Genomic DNA, 17,105 nt, shown 5'->3' on the forward strand with positions numbered 1-17,105 from the left:
GCCCGTCAGGGTCTTACTGGATTAAAGTGCGTGAATAGCGCTATGTCATTTCGAAAACGTCAAAAAACCGGAACCATAACCCGTATCATTCTGTTCGTCAGCTTTATCATTTTGTTAGGCAGGCTGATTTACGTGGTGCCCGGTGCGATTGAACATCATAAACAAAAAAAAGCCGCTCCTGCTACGTCCGTCAGCGCCGTTAAAGATAACTAGCGTATCCGAGTGGACTGCATAGCGGGCCGTCGTTTGCGTCTGCCGCTTCTTCAGTGGCTTTAATCGACTAAGCTATAACCTCACATTGCCTGTTCATCGCCAGATTAAAGGACGTTGTATGTCAGCCCTCTCCCATGTTCAACAACTGGCTGAAATTCGTGGCCGCCTTCTGAACCTGCTGCTTAACGATAAAGATCTGGTTGATACGCTGTTGGGGCATCCGCTGCAAGAGTCAGCGGCCGAAGCCGAAGCCCACCGCGAACAGATTGACGAAATCAAGCAAACCCTCCCTCTGCTCCATGCCGCGGATATTGCCGACCTGCTGGAAGCTCTGCCGGGAGAAGAACGTCTGGCGCTGTGGAGCCTCATTGGTAATGACCGTCGCGGTCAGGTGCTGGTAGAAGTTTCCGAAAGCGTCTGGGAAAGTTTGATTGAAGAGATGAGCGACCGCGATCTGCTGCGCGCCATCGAACCGCTTGATATCGACGAACAGGCTTATCTGGCACGATATCTCTCCCGTGATTTAACCGGACGCCTGCTGACCTCTCTGGCGCCAAATCTGCGCTCCCGCGTGCTGGACGTGATGCATTTTGACCGCGACCGGGTCGGCCGCATCATGGACTTTAATCTGGTGACGGTACGTTCCGATGTCACCCTTGCCACCGTACAGCGTTTTTTGCGGCGCAGAAAAATTATTCCTGCAGGTACCGATAAGATTTTTGTTACCGACAAAAATAACACCCTGTTGGGCGAACTGCCGCTAACGGAAATTCTGCTGAATACGCCGGATAAAAAAGTCCTGCAGGTGATGAACGACAGTCCGACTACCTTTCTTATCGACGATAAAGCCGAAGATGCGGCGGGCTCATTTGAACGCTATGACCTGATTTCCGCTGCCGTTATTGATGCCAAAGGCAAACTTATCGGCCGTGTTACCGTTGAAGATGTGATTGATCTGGTCAATGACGAGAACGACAGCAATATCCGTAAAATGGGCGGTGTGAACCCGGATGAAGATGTTTTTGCACCGGTCAGAAAAGCGGTTCGCACTCGCTGGACCTGGCTGGCGATCAATCTCTGTACTGCATTTATCGCCTCGCGGGTAATTGGCCTGTTTGAGGACACCATCTCTCAACTGGTCGCGCTGGCAACACTGATGCCTATCGTGGCCGGAATTGGCGGCAACACCGGCAACCAGACGATTACCATGATTGTTCGCGCTCTGGCGCTGCATCAGGTCGAACCGGGTAACTTCTCTTTCCTGATTGCACGTGAACTCGGCGTTGCGCTGATAAACGGTGTGTTCTGGGGGGGAATTATGGGCGGCGTAACCTGGGCCATGTACGGTAATGCTGCGCTGGGTGGTGTGATGATGCTGGCGATGGTGCTGAACCTGTTGCTCGCAGCGCTAATGGGTGTGCTGATACCGCTGCTGATGACTAAATTCAAACGCGACCCCGCCGTGGGTTCCAGCGTCATGATTACCGCACTAACTGATACCGGCGGCTTTTTTATCTTCCTCGGACTCGCCACTCTCTTCCTTCTTCACTAAGCCTTCCCCCGGATGTCATCCGGGGAACCACCGTTTCTCATCTTAAAACTGTTATAAAATGATAATTAATGGTCTGTAATGTGACTTATCACGCAGATCAAATTCTCCTTCACCGCTAATCTAACAAAAAATAACAAAGCTTCACCATTATTAACGTTCCCAGTCGCCGGACGAAAACTGAACCGGAGTTGCAGGATCGTCGTTTCACTACCCGAAGAACGGATTTTCCTCTGACTCTTCCCTACACGAAGGATGAATTATGAATATGCAAACATCGGCACCGCCGCTCAGCAGCCATATCAGCGATCGGGAGGAAAATGCATGGAAGCGAGCGGTTTGGCGTATCCTCCCAATACTGATGATCAGCTACATCTTCGCCTATCTCGATCGTATTAACGTCGGTATTGCCAAGCTGCAAATGTCGAGCGATCTGGCATTTTCAGAAACGGTATATGGATTAGGTGCAGGTATCTTCTTTATCGGCTTCTTCTTTTTCCAGGTACCCAGCAATATTGTTCTTCAGCGCTTTGGCGCACGCCGTTTGCTGGCTGCACTACTGGCATGCTGGGCGGTTATTGCCCCGCTGACCGCGCTGGTCACTACGCCATTCCAGTTTTATGCCGTGCGCTTTATGCTTGGCCTGACTGAATCAGGCTTCTATCCCGGGGTGATCCTGTATCTCTCGTTCTGGTTCCCGTCCTACCGTCGCGGAAAGATGTTTGCACTGTTCGCCGCTGCCGTCCCACTCTCTGGTCTGCTGGGTGGCCCAATCTCAGGCTGGATTATGGATCATTTCCATAATATGCATGGGCTTGCCGGCTGGAAGTGGCTGTTTATCCTGCAGGGGACGCCATCACTGCTGGTTGGCCTGCTGGTATTAAAAATGCTGCCCGATCGCATCAACGACGCCAAATGGCTCAGCGCCGAAGAGAAAGCAATAATGAATGCCCGCGTACAGGAGGATGCCGTAGAGGATTCACCACATGAGCAGGCAAGCCTTGGTGCGGTACTGCGCAACGGCAAACTGTGGCTGCTGACCCTGATCTACTTCTGCCTGATCGCTGGTTTCTACACCGTCAGCTTCTGGTTGCCAACGCTGGTTCGCAACGCCGGGGTTGAAGATGTCTTCACGGTTGGCATGCTGACGGCTATTCCCTACGCCGCAGCCATTGTCACCATGATTGTCGCCTCACGCAGCGCAGATAAACACCGTGAACGCCGTTGGCACCTGGCCGTCATTGCCATCATGAGCGGCGTCGGCATGGTTATTTCAGCCCTCTATGCCGACAACCTGTGGATTGCGATGTTTGGCCTGACTCTGGGTGCGGCCGGTGGGCTGAGTACGCTGCCGCTGTTCTGGAGCCTGCCTACTGCCTTCCTCGGCGGCACCATGGCCGCCGTAGGTATCGCCCTGATTAACTCCTTCGGTAACCTGGCAGGTTTTGTCGCCCCTTACCTGATGGGCTTCCTGAGCGATCTGACTCATTCGACCCTGGCCGGTATGTTGATCATTTCCTGCACGCTTTTTGTTGGTGCTGCTGCGATCTTCCTGATCCCCGGCCGTGTTGTTAACCGCTAATTCTAACGAGGAAAACTATGAATATCGTCATCACCGGAGCCGCCGGATTCCTGGGAAAAAAACTGGTTAAAGCGCTGCTGGCTAAAGGTTCACTGCTTAACCGCCAGGGCCAGATGCAGAACATCACAAAAATTACCGCTTTCGATATCGCGCCGCTGGCAGGTATTGACGATCCGCGCCTGCAAGTTGTCTGCGGCGATATTAGTAACCCGGTTGAACTGGCTAATTTGATTAACGAACAAACCGACAGCGTGTTCCATCTGGCAGCCATTGTTTCCGGCCAGGCAGAACAGGACTTCGACCTCGGTATGAAAATCAACGTCGACGCTGCACGCCAGATCATGGAGCGCCTGCGCGCATTACCGCAGCGAATTCGCTTAGTCACCACCAGTTCGGTGGCGGTGTTCGGCGGAAAACTGCCGGATAAAGTACCGGATGAGCAGGTGTGGATGCCGCAAAGCTCCTACGGCACGCAGAAAGCAATGAACGACCTGCTGCTGTCAGACTACAGCCGCCGCGGGTTCCTGGATGGCCGTAGTCTGCGTATGCCAACAATCGTCGTTCGCCCCGGCAAACCGAACGCTGCCGCATCCAGCTTTGCCAGCGGTATTATCCGTGAGCCGCTAAACGGCGAAGCGGCAAACTGCCCGGTCAGCACCGATACCCGCCTGTGGCTGATGTCACCGGACAAAGCCGTTGCAGCACTCATCCGCGGCCATGAGCTTGATAGCGAGAAACTGGACCAGGGGCGCGTCATCAATCTGTGCGGCCTGTCGGTAACCGTAGAAACAATGATTGGGTCACTGCGCAAAATTGCCGGTGATGACGTTGTTGCCCGCATCAGCTATCAGCCAGACCAGGCGATTATTAATATCGTTAACTCCTGGCCCGGTGATTTCCATGCCGATTACGCCCGCCGTCTCGGCTTTGAAGCCAATGCCTCATTTGACGAAATGGTCAGAGAATATCTTGCAGAGAAAGAAGCCACTGCATGATGTCACCAGGGCCGGTGTTGGCCGGCTCCGCTGACCTACTCTTGTCGGTAACGCCGCTTCTGATTGAGCAAATTGATACTTAACGCCACCAGAGCGGCTTCCTGTACTCCCGCAGGTAAACGATAGCTTCCCCGCCCTTCCAGCCAGGACAATACATCTGCAAGATGCCAGAAAGCCGTTGAGCCTTCATGGACCGGAGCGGGAAAAGTCAGATGATGTGCCAGCATCAGCTTGCGCATATTCTGCCGGGAGACGCCGATAAGATCGGCCACATCGGTCAATCCGACATAATCCGGTGAAACTTCAAACAGCACCGCATCGGATAACACGGCAGAAATTTGCTGCATTGCGCTGTAAATGGCCTGCTGTGCAGAATCTGACTCACGGATAAATTCCAGTGCGATACGCCCCGGTATCCCCAACCCAATCAGCGCATCATCACAGCCTGCCTGTGCCAGTTTTTCAACCAGCTCATCCGTGTCGCTTACTGTCTCTGATAGCTGATACTTCAATGTAAATGTGTATTCCATGGTGTTCCTCTTCCTGACTGTGCCTCATATTGCTGACGAAATGTGCAGTGCTCAACGACTCGCCGGAGCTGTCGGGCATGATTAACGGCATTCCTAGGCGTACTCCATATGCAGGAAATGCAAAATTCCCCACATCGACTGGCAACGCTGTTCCACGGACAGTACATTTTTCCCCATGCATGTCCGCCTTTGCTTACCACACGCCAGCCCTGCTCTTCTGCATACCGGAGTACGGCTTCAATTTCTTTTATGGCATGGCAATGTCGTTCCATCTGTTCCTCCATAGTGCATTCAGGCATCAAAGTTGTCAAGTGACAACCTGATTATTCTTTCCCCTACTTTGCCAGGACTGAATTGAAAGAACCAGTGTGAACAAGCAACTGCTGGAGGGCTGCCGTAAAAAGAAAGGTGAATTTACACTGATGAGAATGATGTTGCGGGCCAGCTCGCAAATTGTAACCAGCCACAGCAAACGGGAGATTAACGGTGAGAACAGGACGGCTAGTTTTGCAGACGATCGCTTTGCAGATTCTCGCCACCAATCCCGCCGATAAAAGGCAGACGCGGGCGCAGCGGGGCAAACTCCAGTCCCAGATTCAGTCCCAGAATATTGATTTCAATCCCCTCTTCGGCTCCCAGCGTAACGCCGGCAAGGCCAAGCAAAGACACCTGCAGCCCACGTCCGGAAGGCGGCAACCCTATCGGATTAAGCAGGGAGCGAAAATCTTTTCCCACTGCGTTTGCCGGCATATCAAGCTGTAAATCTGGCACTTCCCGCCCGATATGAGCAAGGAAGGTGTTACTGTTAGGCCCGGGCCAGGCGTGATAAGTCTGCGGCCACGGATAAGAAGCAATCGCCGCCTGAATTTTCGGGATCATTGCCTCTGCCGCAGGCCCTCGATGCTCTACCAGCAGACGTGGCTTCGCGCCGTACCAGTATCCATCCGGTGGGTTAGCATTCAGCCGCACTTTGTCGCCGTTGCCCCAGCCAATCACTTCATAGCGGCTAAAATGAGTTTCACCCGCACGCTTAAAAATAATCCAGGGATGCACGGCCACCTTGCCTTTCCAGCCATAGGTGGGTGCAACATACACCTGCACAATCGCCAGATTTGCCAACCGGGCCGGATCGGGTGCCATCCCTGAGGAATCACGCCGGGCCGACCACCAGCCCTGACCGGCTGACTCCGCGTGATGGGTTGCCTGTGCCAGGCTGATACCCAGCGATAGCAGCATAATGCAGAGAATAATCAGGCTCAGCGCTTTCAATGGCAGCATGGCCGGCTCCTTTATTAGTTCATAGTTCAGGGTGAATACCGCGCACAAAATTTCACATACCCTGCCATTCAGGCCTGTTTTCAGACGTGCGAACACATGGCCCAGAATCGGAAATAAGCAGGAGGTGGTACTGAACGTTTGCAGATTGATGCGGAACAGATTTGCAGCATCTGTCGCTAAATTGACATAAAAGCCACAGGTCGTCTATTGCAGGACCGCGCTTATTACATAGCTTGACAGTAGGTGGACGATTCCCCCGTTCGGTGGCACGATAAGGGATAATCCGCACTTTTCTGATTTCATACTGCGGGCATAGTTCGAGGATATTCCTGATGAATACGCCGGGCAATACGGGCGCTGGCAAAGACTGGGTCAATTTCCGTCGCGATGATGAGACCGGCATAGAAAGCATCAACGCGCATTTTCGTGGCCACGCCTACGATCCGCACGATCATGACGAAGTGCTGGTCGGGGTAACAATGCAGGGTCTTCAACGGTTTAACTGCCATCGCACCCTGCATACCAGCCAGCCGGGGCGCGCGATTCTGATTGAGCCAGGTGCCGTTCACGACGGCCACGCGCCGGACGTCGACGGCTTTACCTACGTGATGCTTTACCTACCGCAAAGCTGGGTCACAGAGATGATGCAGCGTCGCGGGCTGGGCGATGTTTCGGTGATTGAAGCCGCGTTTCGCCATACTCTGACCGATGATTCACAATTAATCACAGCCATTCAGCAGGCATTTTTTGCCGTTCATCATCAGGAAGGTCGGCTGGCTCGCGATCAAACGTTAGATCACCTGCTGTATCTGCTCTCCCGCCATATCGGCAACAGGCCGGCCGTCAGCCTTGATGATTCTTTGATGCAAATGTATCAATTACGCGATTATCTGCACGACCGTATGCACCTGGATATCGGGCTGGATGAGCTTTCTCAGCACGCTGGCCTTGACCGCTTTCGCCTGAGCCGTCAGTTTAAGAAGGTCTTCGGCCAGTCACCACACGCTTACCTGGTCCGGCTTCGGCTGCGCACCGCGCGGCTACTGCTCGCTCAGGGCATTGAACCCGCACGGGTTGCCTCAGACGTCGGTTTTTCCGACCAAAGCCATATGGGGCGCTGGTTCCAGCGCGCTTATCGCCTTTCACCGGCGGGTTACCAACGCCATTGCACAAACGTTCTAGATCGACAGGCCCGTCATCTCTGATGATGTCATCTCATACAGATGACCGGAGAATGGCTACCGATGTTTGATACAAAAATCGCCTTTATCGTGCGTGATGATTTGCCCACCTGGCAGCGTTTAAATGTTGTGGCATTCCTGGCAACGGGGGTTGCCGCCACGGCCCCCGAAATTATGGGCGCGCCTTACGTTGATGCCAAAGGTCGCCAGTACGGCAATATGTCCGGCCAGCCTATGCTGATTTTTTCAGCGGATATCAATGGATTGCAGACGGCACATCGCAAAGGGCTGGAGCGTGAGTTAACGCTGATCCCCTACGTGCATGCGATGTTTTCAACCAGACACGATGAAGCTAACCGCGATGTCTTTATGGCTGAGGACGCAGACAATTTAAATCTGGTCGGGCTGGGCGTACGTGGGCCGAAAAAGATCGTGGATAAAGTGATTAAAGGGCTAAGGCTGCACGATTAAAGCCTGATATACGGCCGTTCCTGCGCCGTATCCCGCGACTTTCGCGGGATTTTTTACTGGTGCGGCAGTGCTTTTAAACCCGGATACCTCTCAGACAGAACCTGCACACTCTGGCTGACTGGCGCAACGCCCGGTCAGTCAGAGTGTGCAACGGTGCCCTACTGGCGAAGCACCCGGTTTTACCCGTTAGAAACGATAGAGGCTGAATGGCTCAGGATTAAGCACCGGCGTATTACCAAGCAGCAGATCGGCGGTGATCTCGGCTGAAACCGGGCTTTCCGTCATTCCCCAACCGGTAGCAGTGTTGATCACCATGCCCGGATACTCTTTCACCACGGAGATGATTGGGTCCTCATCCGGCGCAATCGACATCGCGCCACTCCAGCGATCGATAAGTTTTGAATCTTTGAACGCCGGGAACTCCGCTTTCAGTTTCTCCAGTGAACTTTCCAGCTCAGGAACGTCCGGAGCCGCGGTCATATCGCGATATTTCTCGAACGGCGACACTTCATTCAGCGCCCAGTGTTTTGGCTGCATAAAGGTATTGATTAGCTGCTCGTTGAGTGAAATATGCACCGGGAAGTCAGGCTGGGACATCAGCGGCAGATACTTGTAGCCGTACATGAATGATTCCTGCACAACAGGAGCAACAATCACACGCGGCGAGGTTGCATAGCTGCCGTCGGCCTGTTCACGGAAGTAAATATTCCCCGGTAATGCAACGTTACCGCCAGGTGCACCAGGCGCAGCACTGATCAGCTGCTGTGACTGATAGGCCGGCAGCGTTGGCACATTGACATTCAGATTCTGCATAAACAGTCGGGACCAGGCCCCACCGGCAACCACAACCTGCGACGTTCTGATTGCGCCCTTTTCAGTCACCACATCGGAAATGGCACCGGCCTGGGTTTCAATCCCCCTGGCGGCACAGTTGGTGTAAATTTTTACACCGATCTTCATCGCGTATTCAGCCATCACGAAGGCGGCGATTTCCGGATCGAGACTGCCTGAGTCTTCTTCAAATCCGGCGATTTTCCAGCTGGACGTGGCACCTTTTAAGCGCTGGTTCAGTTCATCACCTTCAATGATTCGGGTTTTGAATGGGATATCTGAACCCACTTCTTTATGTTTGGTATCAATCCACTGTCTGACGTGTGCTAAATCTTCATCATCCAGTGGAACTTCAACCCTGCCCTGCGTGCGATAACTGGTATCGGCACCCACTTTAGCATTCATCTCGCGCCAGCGCTGCTTCGCCATATGGTGCAGCATGAATGTGGCATCCGGCATTTTATAGGTCATTACCTGACCATAAAAACGGCTCGACTGCTCACCGGCAATATTCCCTTTTTCAACAACCACAACCGACAGGCCGCGCTCAGCCAGGTTGATTGCGGTCATAATCCCCTGAATCCCGCCCCCCACAACGACCACATCGGACTGCTTTGGCAACGGCCCGTTCAGACCGTTAACAAAGCCAACTCGCGGTTTACCCGGGATCAGGCGACCTTCGCGAGTTAGCATCGGAGTCAATATCCCGGCACCACCGGCAGCAACCACGGCTGCACCACCAATCAAAAATTTTCTTCTTGTGATATTCATTTTAGATTTTCCTTTTAAATAACAGGTATTCAGCTTTTCCCCGCCCTGCTACCTGTAAAATTTATCTGACGTGGTTGATAGCGAATAAATTCCCCCACATCTCCCGGTTGTTTTGCTTAAAATATAGATATCTGGTGAAGATCGTATTTTTGTAGAAAGCCATGCCACTCCCCGAAAAATAAAAAATGGGGATGCAGCCATTATTGATCTAATCAATATTAGCTTTTCAGAAATTTATAATTGAGTTTCCAGCTACCTTTGGCCGTGCGCATACAACTGAAATCCACTCAACTCGTGGACGGCATCAAGGATATTGGCGAAATCTCTACAGCGGAAAAACTATTTTCCAGGACCGCGTATACGAGTACACATTCCTAACAATCTCCAGCCCAACTGTGCGTTGCAGTGCGGCATTTCAGGGGGCAGACAGTATCTATCGGTGCGCACATTAACAAACTTGCCACATAAAAACACCCTTTTATGCACTTTATGATAACCACAAACTCCCTGAAAAACGGCTAAAAACATCAACCCTATTCACTTTAATGAATAAAAAGTGCATAAAAAAACGTAAAATAGTGTAAATATAATGATTAATTATTCATTCAAAAAAAAACAAAAATAATTTAAAAAAATGAATGATGGAATTAATAATGGATAATTAAATAGCGCTGGCAATAAGGGTAATGGCTCATTAACAACCTGCATTGTGTTGTAAAATTCGCCATTCCCTATCGTCATGGCTATTTATACTCAGAAGCTGTAGGGTGATTTATGTCCATTATTTAACTAAAGTTATCAGCTATTGATAACAGCTCTATATTTTCCCATACATTTCTGGGGGACATCCCACGTCCTGGTCTACACTCACCTGATGCTTCAGGATTTCATCTTCAGGTCATAACCGCGCGCACACTTTCTGGTGTTGTTTGTAGTAGAAATCATCCCGTTAAGGGATCATCGGCCTGTGCCCAAACGAGGGCCGCTACGGAGAACGATTTATGGCAAAGATTACGGAACGGTTGATTGCTGAGATCCTGCAACAGGTCGGTGGGAAAAACAACGTCGTGGCCTGCGGAAACTGCATGACCCGCTTGCGTCTGACCTTAAGTAACGACCAGCTTGTCGACCGCGAAAAACTGAAAGCGCTGCCGGGTGTTCTTGGCGTGATTAATACTGAAGATCAGCTGCAAATCGTTCTCGGGCCGGGTAAAGCGCAGACCGCCGCTGAAATGATGAATACGCTGCTGGCCAGCGGTACGGCGGCTGATGCTGAAGGCCCGGCTATTGACGCAGTGGCTCGCGATAACAAGCAAAAGATTAAAGCCAGCCAAACCAGCGCCGTGCATCAGTTCCTGGCGAAGTTCGCTACGATCTTTACACCGCTGATACCCGGCTTTATTGCCGCCGGGATGCTGCTGGGTTTTGCAACGCTGCTCGAACAAAGCCTGCTGGCAAATGCCGCAGAGAAGAATGTGACGCTGGTGCAGCTTGACGGTTACATGAAAATTTTCGGCAAGGGGCTATTTACCTTCCTGCCGATACTGATTGGCTATAACGCGCAAAAGGCCTTTGGCGGAACAGGTGTCAACGGCGCAATTATCGCCTCGCTGTTCGTGCTGGGCTACAACCCCGATGCGACGGTGGGCTACTTCTCCGGGATCGATAACTTTTTTGGCATGAGCATCGATCCGCGAGGGAATATTATTGGCGTGCTGATTGCCTCAATCCTCGGCGCGTGGATTGAACGGCAGCTCCGCCGCGTTATCCCCGACAATCTCGACATGATCCTCACTTCCCTGCTGACGCTGGTTATTACCGGCGCAATCACCTTTACCTTGATCATGCCGATTGGCGGCGAGCTGTTTAAAGGCATGTCCTGGCTGTTCCTGCACCTGAACGGCAACCCGTTTGGCTGCGCGATTCTGGCCGGTTTGTTCCTGATTGCAGTCGTTTTCGGCGTGCACCAGGGCTTTATCCCGGTTTATTTCGCGCTGATGGATGCCCAGGGCTTCAACTCCCTGTTCCCGATACTGGCGATGGCCGGGGGCGGACAGGTCGGTGCCGCGCTGGCGCTTTATTTCCGTTCGGCCAGGCACTCAGCCACGCGTAATCAGGTGAAGGGCGCAATTATTCCCGGCCTGCTGGGCATTGGCGAACCGCTGATTTATGCCGTGACGCTGCCTCGGGTAAAACCGTTTGTCACCGCCTGCCTGGGCGGTGCCTGCGGCGGCTTCTTTATCGGCCTGGTGGCATGGCTTGGGTTACCGATTGGCATGAACACCGTGTTCGGCCCGTCCGGGCTGGTGACGCTCCCGCTGATGACCTCTAACGAAGGGATCTATACCGGCATGGCGGTTTACTCGGCGGGGCTTCTTGTCGCCTACGTGAGCGGTTTTATCATCACGTGGTGCTTTGGCTGGAAGGATGTGGATTTGAGCTGAAGGTAATCCAACTATCAAAACGCTGAAGGAAATCACCCGTGCTGCGGGAATCCGCTTAACATCGAGTCGCCCTTAAAAAGAAAAAGCCTCTGTAAGAACAGAGGCTTTTTGCGGTATTGAACAGAAGTGATTAGCCAGGAACTGGCGTTAAATCATTCCCACTCAATCGTGGCCGGTGGTTTACCGGAGATATCGTAAACCACGCGGGAGATGCCGTTCACTTCGTTGATGATGCGGTTGGAAACGCGGCCGAGGAAGTCATACGGCAGATGCGCCCAGTGTGCGGTCATAAAGTCGATGGTTTCTACCGCACGCAGGGAAACAACCCAGTCGTATTTACGGCCATCGCCCATCACGCCGACGGAACGAACAGGCAGGAAGACGGTAAACGCCTGGCTGACTTTGTTATACAGGTCGGCTTTGTGCAGCTCTTCAATGAAGATAGCGTCCGCACGGCGCAGCAGGTCACAGTACTCTTTCTTCACTTCGCCCAGCACGCGCACACCCAGACCCGGGCCCGGGAACGGATGACGGAACAGCATCGCGTGCGGCAGGCCCAGCTCCAGGCCGATTTTACGCACTTCGTCTTTGAACAACTCACGCAGCGGTTCAACCAGGCCCATCTTCATCTCTTTCGGCAGGCCGCCCACGTTGTGGTGAGATTTGATGACGTGCGCTTTGCCGGTGGCAGATGCCGCCGACTCAATCACGTCCGGATAGATGGTGCCCTGTGCCAGCCACTTCACGTCTTCCAGCTTCAGCGCTTCTTCATCGAACACTTCAACAAACACGCGGCCGATGATTTTACGCTTGGCTTCCGGATCGTTTTCACCCGCCAGCGCATCCAGGAAGCGCTGCTCGCCTTCAACGTGGATGATGTTCAGACCAAAGTGGTCACCAAACATCTCCATTACCTGCTGGGCTTCATTCAGGCGCAGCAGACCGTTATCCACGAAGACGCAGGTCAGGCGATCGCCGATGGCGCGGTGCAGCAGCATCGCGGTCACAGATGAGTCAACACCGCCGGACAGGCCGAGGATCACCTTATCTTCGCCAACCTGCTCGCGCAGGCGCTCAACGGCATCTTCGATAATCTTCGCCGGGGTCCACAGTGCTTCGCACTCGCAGATATCGCGCACAAAGCGCTCCAGCAGGCGCTGGCCCTGACGGGTATGGGTCACTTCCGGGTGGAACTGCACGCCGTAGAAACGTTTCTCTTCGTTGGCCATAATGGCAAACGGACAGGTATCGGTACTGGCAACGGTCACAAAGTCGGACGGAATCGCGGTAACCTTGTCGCCGTGGCTCATCCAGACGTCCAGCAGCGGCTTACCGGCAGCGCTCAGGGCGTCTTCGATATCGCGGGTCAGCGCGCTCTGGGTTTTCACTTCTACCTGCGCATAGCCAAACTCACGCTCGTTAGAACCTTCAACCGCGCCGCCCAGCTGCATTGCCATGGTCTGCATGCCGTAGCATACGCCCAGCACCGGCACACCAGCGTTAAACACGTACTCCGGCGCACGCGGGCTGCCGTGTTCGGTGGTGCTTTCCGGACCGCCGGAGAGGATGATGCCGCTCGGTTTGAAACCGCGGATCTGCTCTTCGGTTACGTCCCACGCCCACAGTTCGCAGTACACGCCCAACTCACGCACGCGGCGCGCAACCAGCTGAGTATACTGTGAACCGAAATCGAGGATCAGAATGCGGTGTTTATGAATGTTTTCCGTCGTCATTGGCTATTCCAGGGCGATGTAATTCAAAATACGGGAAGTAGTAAAACGCCCGGCTAAACCGGGCGCACAGTACAGGGTTTATCAGGAACCCATACGGTAGTTCGGGGACTCTTTGGTAATGGTCACGTCGTGAACGTGGCTTTCCTGAATCCCGGCACCGCTGATGCGAACAAATTCCGCTTTGGTACGCAGGTCGTCGATAGTACCACAGCCGGTCAGGCCCATACAGGAGCGCAGACCGCCCATTTGCTGGTGCACGATCGCTTTCAGGAAACCTTTGTAGGCCACGCGGCCTTCGATTCCTTCCGGCACCAGTTTGTCAGCGGCGTTGTCGGTCTGGAAGTAACGGTCAGAAGATCCTTTGGACATCGCGCCCAGGGAACCCATACCACGGTAGGACTTGAATGAACGGCCCTGGTAAAGTTCGATTTCACCCGGTGCTTCATCGGTACCCGCCAGCATGGAGCCCACCATCACTGCAGAAGCACCGGCAGCGATAGCTTTCGCAATATCACCAGAGAAGCGGATGCCGCCGTCGGCGATAACCGGAATACCGGTTCCTTCCAGTGCGGCCACCGCGTCGGAGACGGCAGTGATCTGCGGTACACCTACGCCGGTCACGATGCGGGTGGTACAGATTGAGCCTGGGCCGATACCCACTTTCACTGCGCTCACACCGGCTTCAGCCAGCGCCAGCGCACCAGCGCCGGTCGCCACGTTGCCGCCAACGATCTGCAGGTCAGGGTATTTAGCACGGGTGTCGCGAATACGCTGCAGAACGCCTTCGGAGTGGCCGTGTGAGGAGTCAATCAGCAGCACGTCAACACCGGCCGCTACCAGCGCATCAACGCGCTCTTCGTTACCGGCACCGGCACCAACAGCGGCACCAACGCGCAGGCGACCGTGTTCGTCTTTACAGGCGTTAGGTTTACGCTCGGCTTTCTGGAAGTCTTTTACGGTGATCATGCCCAGCAGGTGGAAGCTGTCATCCACGACCAGCGCTTTCTCAACGCGTTTTTCGTGCATTTTCTGCAGAACGATGTCACGGGCCTCGCCCTCTTTCACCGTTACCAGACGCTCTTTCGGCGTCATTACAGCAGAAACCGGCAGGGTCAGATCGGTGACGAAACGAACGTCACGACCGGTGATGATACCCACCAGTTCGTTTTCGCCGTTAACAACCGGGTAACCGGCAAAACCGTTGCGCTCGGTCAGGGCTTTCACTTCGCTCAGGGCGGTAGTTGGCAGCACGGTCTGCGGTTCGGTTACTACACCGCTCTCGTGTTTTTTCACCTTGCGAACTTCATCCGCCTGGCGCTCAATGGACATATTTTTGTGGATAAAGCCCAGGCCACCTTCCTGCGCCAGCGCAATGGCGAGACCGGCTTCGGTCACGGTATCCATGGCAGCGGACAGCATAGGAATGTTCAAACGAATAGTTTTGGTAAGCTGGGTGCTGAGGTCGGCAGTGTTCGGTAGTACGGTAGAGTGAGCAGGAACGAGCAGAACGTCGTCGAATGTCAGGGCTTCTTTAGCGATTCTTAGCATGGCAATATCTCAACCTCAGGGTGAATGAGAACTTGTAAAATATTGCCGCGGCATTATACAGGCCGTAATCGATTGCCTCCAGTACTTTTTAATAAAAACTCTTGAAACCTTCGTTCAGCCATGTAGTATCGGTTGATTAACCTCCTGATTTAAAATTTGATCTTCATCACATGTCGCTACCGCCAACCGCTAATATTTTTACCGTCAGCCGTCTTAATACCACAGTGCGTAAGCTGCTGGAGATGGAGATGGGCCAGGTGTGGCTGAGCGCTGAGATCTCCAATTTTTCCCAGCCCTCTTCCGGCCACTGGTACTTCACGCTGAAGGACGACGGCGCCCAGGTGCGCTGTGCAATGTTTCGCAACAGCAACCGCCGCGTTGATTTTCGGCCGCAGAATGGTCAACAGGTGCTGGTGCGCGCCACCATCACGCTGTATGAACCGCGCGGCGACTATCAGCTGATTGCAGAGAGCATGATGCCTGCCGGTGACGGGCTGTTGCAGCAGCAGTTTGAGCAGCTTAAACAGCGCCTGATGGCGGAAGGCCTGTTCGAACAGATTCACAAGCAGCCTCTGCCCGATCCGGCCCGTCAGGTCGGGGTCATCACCTCCGCCAGCGGTGCCGCTCTGCACGATGTGCTGCGCGTGCTGCATCGCCGCGATCCCTCCCTACCGGTGGTGATCTATCCGACTCAGGTTCAGGGGGCTGAAGCGCCTGCCGGTATTGTCCGCGCGATTGAGCTGGCGAATGCGCGGGGCGAGTGTGATGTGCTGATCGTCGGTCGCGGTGGTGGTTCGCTGGAAGATCTGTGGAGCTTTAACGACGAGCGCGTGGCGCGGGCGATTTTTGCCAGCCGTATTCCTATTGTCAGCGCCGTCGGCCATGAAACCGACGTCACCATCGCCGATTTTGTCGCTGACCTGCGCGCGCCAACGCCTTCTGCGGCTGCCGAACTGGTCAGCCGTAATCAAATTGAGTTGTTGCGCCAGCTTCAGTCCCAGCAGCAGCGGCTGGAGATGGCAATGGATTACTATCTCGCGCAGCAGCAGCGCAGCTTTACCCGCCTGCATCACCGCCTTCAGCAGCAGCATCCACAGCTCCAGCTGGCGCGGCAGCAGAATGCGCTGATTAAGCTACGCCGCCGTCTGGATGATGCCGTGCAATTGCAGGTACGTCAGGCCGTTCGCCAGCAGGAGCGTGCGGAGCAGCGCCTGGGTGCCATTCGCCCGGAGATGCGCGTGGAGCGTCTTCGTCAGCAGCTACAGCAGTGGCAGTATCGTCTGCAGCAGTCGATGCAGCAGCAGCTTAACGGTATTAAGCAGCGCTTCAGCAATCTGGCCGCTCAGCTTGAGGGCGTCAGCCCGCTGGCTACGCTGGCACGCGGCTTTAGCGTCACCACTGCGGCGGATGGTCAGGTGGTGAAGAAAACGCAGCAGCTTCATCCTGGCGATACGTTGAAGACGCGGCTGGATGATGGTTGGGTGGAAAGCGAAGTGACTGCGGTTACGCCGATAGCACCGGTTAAGAAACCGCGTAAGCGTTCTGCTTCCTGATGAGTTAGCGCGGGCTGACTGTGCCCCCGAGCGGGCTGGTCCTCGCGCCGCGTTGCGGTCCCCTCACTTCGTTCGTCAGCCTCCCAGACCGCTACAGAAAGGTATTAGCTGTGTGTGTTATTTAGAGGACAGGAGTTGGCGCAGGCTGGCTGTGCCCCCGTTCGGGCGGTCCTCGCGCCGCTTCGCGGTTCCCTCACTCCATTCGTCAGCCTGTCGGACCGCCACAGACGGGCCGTCCTGGCCCGGCTGTGACTTTTGGCCGCGTCCATGCGGCCGAATCCTGGCTTCCTCTCTGCGTTCAGCGCTGTGGATTGCCCGATCGAGGGCACTGCCAGCCTGCTTTCAAGCTTTCGCGTTGTCTGAAAATCAAAAGCGACGAAATTGTACAGAGGGGACAGCCTCTGCTGCTGCGCAAGGGCATCCGCA

At 54.2% G+C, this 17,105-nt stretch carries 13 protein-coding genes; 7 read left to right on the forward strand and 6 right to left on the reverse strand.

Annotated features, from left to right (window positions below; all coding sequences use genetic code 11):
• The first annotated feature begins 331 nt into the window (after positions 1-331).
• The 3 genes from mgtE (at position 332) to denD (ending at position 4,339) form a co-directional block, all read left to right on the forward strand.
• Positions 332-1,765 (forward strand): magnesium transporter, encoded by a 1,434-nt coding sequence (mgtE, locus tag IBT46_RS10200; protein ID WP_200545585.1) that lies wholly within the window; start codon positions 332-334, stop codon positions 1,763-1,765.
• A gap of 259 nt (positions 1,766-2,024) precedes the next feature.
• The gene (locus tag IBT46_RS10205; protein WP_200545586.1) at positions 2,025-3,344 is read left to right on the forward strand and encodes an MFS transporter; all 1,320 of its coding nucleotides are present in this window, start codon (positions 2,025-2,027) and stop codon (positions 3,342-3,344) included.
• A gap of 17 nt (positions 3,345-3,361) precedes the next feature.
• On the forward strand, positions 3,362-4,339 hold the full coding sequence (denD, locus tag IBT46_RS10210) for a D-erythronate dehydrogenase (RefSeq protein WP_200545587.1): 978 nt from the start codon (positions 3,362-3,364) through the stop codon (positions 4,337-4,339).
• A gap of 35 nt (positions 4,340-4,374) precedes the next feature.
• Here the strand turns inward: denD and IBT46_RS10215 are convergent, their stop codons facing one another.
• From IBT46_RS10215 to IBT46_RS10220, 3 genes are all read right to left on the reverse strand, one after another.
• Positions 4,375-4,869, reverse strand: coding sequence for an AlpA family transcriptional regulator (locus tag IBT46_RS10215; RefSeq protein WP_200545588.1), 495 nt, complete (start codon positions 4,867-4,869; stop codon positions 4,375-4,377).
• On the reverse strand, positions 4,848-5,141 hold the full coding sequence (locus IBT46_RS27285; protein ID WP_234480066.1) for a hypothetical protein: 294 nt from the start codon (positions 5,139-5,141) through the stop codon (positions 4,848-4,850). The genes IBT46_RS10215 and IBT46_RS27285 overlap by 22 nt, the downstream gene beginning before the upstream one ends.
• Before the next feature lie 229 nt (positions 5,142-5,370).
• A complete protein-coding gene (locus IBT46_RS10220) occupies positions 5,371-6,147 on the reverse strand; it encodes a DUF3750 domain-containing protein (protein ID WP_105593352.1) in 777 nt (258 codons plus the stop codon).
• A 332-nt stretch (positions 6,148-6,479) separates the two neighbouring features.
• On the opposite strand from IBT46_RS10220, the gene IBT46_RS10225 reads away from it, so the two are divergent.
• Both IBT46_RS10225 and IBT46_RS10230 read left to right on the forward strand, forming a co-directional pair.
• On the forward strand, positions 6,480-7,352 hold the full coding sequence (locus IBT46_RS10225; RefSeq protein ID WP_200545589.1) for an AraC family transcriptional regulator: 873 nt from the start codon (positions 6,480-6,482) through the stop codon (positions 7,350-7,352).
• Between the two features lie 39 nt (positions 7,353-7,391).
• Positions 7,392-7,799 (forward strand): DUF2000 domain-containing protein, encoded by a 408-nt coding sequence (locus IBT46_RS10230; RefSeq protein ID WP_200545590.1) that lies wholly within the window; start codon positions 7,392-7,394, stop codon positions 7,797-7,799.
• Between the two features lie 186 nt (positions 7,800-7,985).
• Here IBT46_RS10230 and IBT46_RS10235 read toward each other — a convergent pair whose 3' ends face one another.
• Positions 7,986-9,401: an FAD-binding oxidoreductase gene (locus IBT46_RS10235; RefSeq protein WP_200545591.1), complete on the reverse strand. Its 1,416-nt coding sequence runs from the start codon at positions 9,399-9,401 to the stop codon at positions 7,986-7,988.
• A 1,001-nt stretch (positions 9,402-10,402) separates the two neighbouring features.
• On the opposite strand from IBT46_RS10235, the gene murP reads away from it, so the two are divergent.
• Positions 10,403-11,845 (forward strand): PTS N-acetylmuramic acid transporter subunit IIBC, encoded by a 1,443-nt coding sequence (gene murP / locus IBT46_RS10240; protein WP_200545592.1) that lies wholly within the window; start codon positions 10,403-10,405, stop codon positions 11,843-11,845.
• A 152-nt stretch (positions 11,846-11,997) separates the two neighbouring features.
• On the opposite strand, the gene guaA is transcribed toward murP, so the two are convergent.
• Positions 11,998-13,578, reverse strand: a complete 1,581-nt coding sequence (guaA, locus tag IBT46_RS10245) for a glutamine-hydrolyzing GMP synthase (RefSeq protein ID WP_105593233.1) — start codon at positions 13,576-13,578, stop codon at positions 11,998-12,000.
• A gap of 81 nt (positions 13,579-13,659) precedes the next feature.
• Positions 13,660-15,126 carry an IMP dehydrogenase gene (gene guaB, locus IBT46_RS10250; protein WP_200545593.1) on the reverse strand — a complete coding sequence of 489 codons (1,467 nt, stop codon included), beginning with the start codon at positions 15,124-15,126 and terminating at the stop codon, positions 13,660-13,662.
• Between the two features lie 170 nt (positions 15,127-15,296).
• On the opposite strand from guaB, the gene xseA reads away from it, so the two are divergent.
• Entirely contained in the window at positions 15,297-16,679 is a 1,383-nt protein-coding gene (xseA, locus tag IBT46_RS10255; RefSeq protein ID WP_200545594.1) for an exodeoxyribonuclease VII large subunit, read from the forward strand.
• Positions 16,680-17,105: the final 426 nt, after the last annotated feature.

Origin of the sequence: Erwinia sp. S38 (assembly GCF_016624545.1) — a bacterium.
Taxonomy (GTDB): Bacteria; Pseudomonadota; Gammaproteobacteria; order Enterobacterales; family Enterobacteriaceae; genus Erwinia; species Erwinia coffeiphila.

Bases quoted from the DNA above. Each gene is read 5' to 3' on its own strand.
- mgtE (WP_200545585.1), top strand. From the start codon at position 332: ATGTCAGCCCTCTCCCATGTTCAACAACTGGCTGAAATTCGTGGCCGC.
- IBT46_RS10205 (WP_200545586.1), top strand. From the start codon at position 2,025: ATGAATATGCAAACATCGGCACCGCCGCTCAGCAGCCATATCAGCGAT.
- denD (WP_200545587.1), top strand. From the start codon at position 3,362: ATGAATATCGTCATCACCGGAGCCGCCGGATTCCTGGGAAAAAAACTG.
- IBT46_RS10215 (WP_200545588.1), bottom strand. From the start codon at position 4,869: ATGGAATACACATTTACATTGAAGTATCAGCTATCAGAGACAGTAAGC.
- IBT46_RS27285 (WP_234480066.1), bottom strand. From the start codon at position 5,141: ATGGAACGACATTGCCATGCCATAAAAGAAATTGAAGCCGTACTCCGG.
- IBT46_RS10220 (WP_105593352.1), bottom strand. From the start codon at position 6,147: ATGCTGCCATTGAAAGCGCTGAGCCTGATTATTCTCTGCATTATGCTG.
- IBT46_RS10225 (WP_200545589.1), top strand. From the start codon at position 6,480: ATGAATACGCCGGGCAATACGGGCGCTGGCAAAGACTGGGTCAATTTC.
- IBT46_RS10230 (WP_200545590.1), top strand. From the start codon at position 7,392: ATGTTTGATACAAAAATCGCCTTTATCGTGCGTGATGATTTGCCCACC.
- IBT46_RS10235 (WP_200545591.1), bottom strand. From the start codon at position 9,401: ATGAATATCACAAGAAGAAAATTTTTGATTGGTGGTGCAGCCGTGGTT.
- murP (WP_200545592.1), top strand. From the start codon at position 10,403: ATGGCAAAGATTACGGAACGGTTGATTGCTGAGATCCTGCAACAGGTC.
- guaA (WP_105593233.1), bottom strand. From the start codon at position 13,578: ATGACGACGGAAAACATTCATAAACACCGCATTCTGATCCTCGATTTC.
- guaB (WP_200545593.1), bottom strand. From the start codon at position 15,126: ATGCTAAGAATCGCTAAAGAAGCCCTGACATTCGACGACGTTCTGCTC.
- xseA (WP_200545594.1), top strand. From the start codon at position 15,297: ATGTCGCTACCGCCAACCGCTAATATTTTTACCGTCAGCCGTCTTAAT.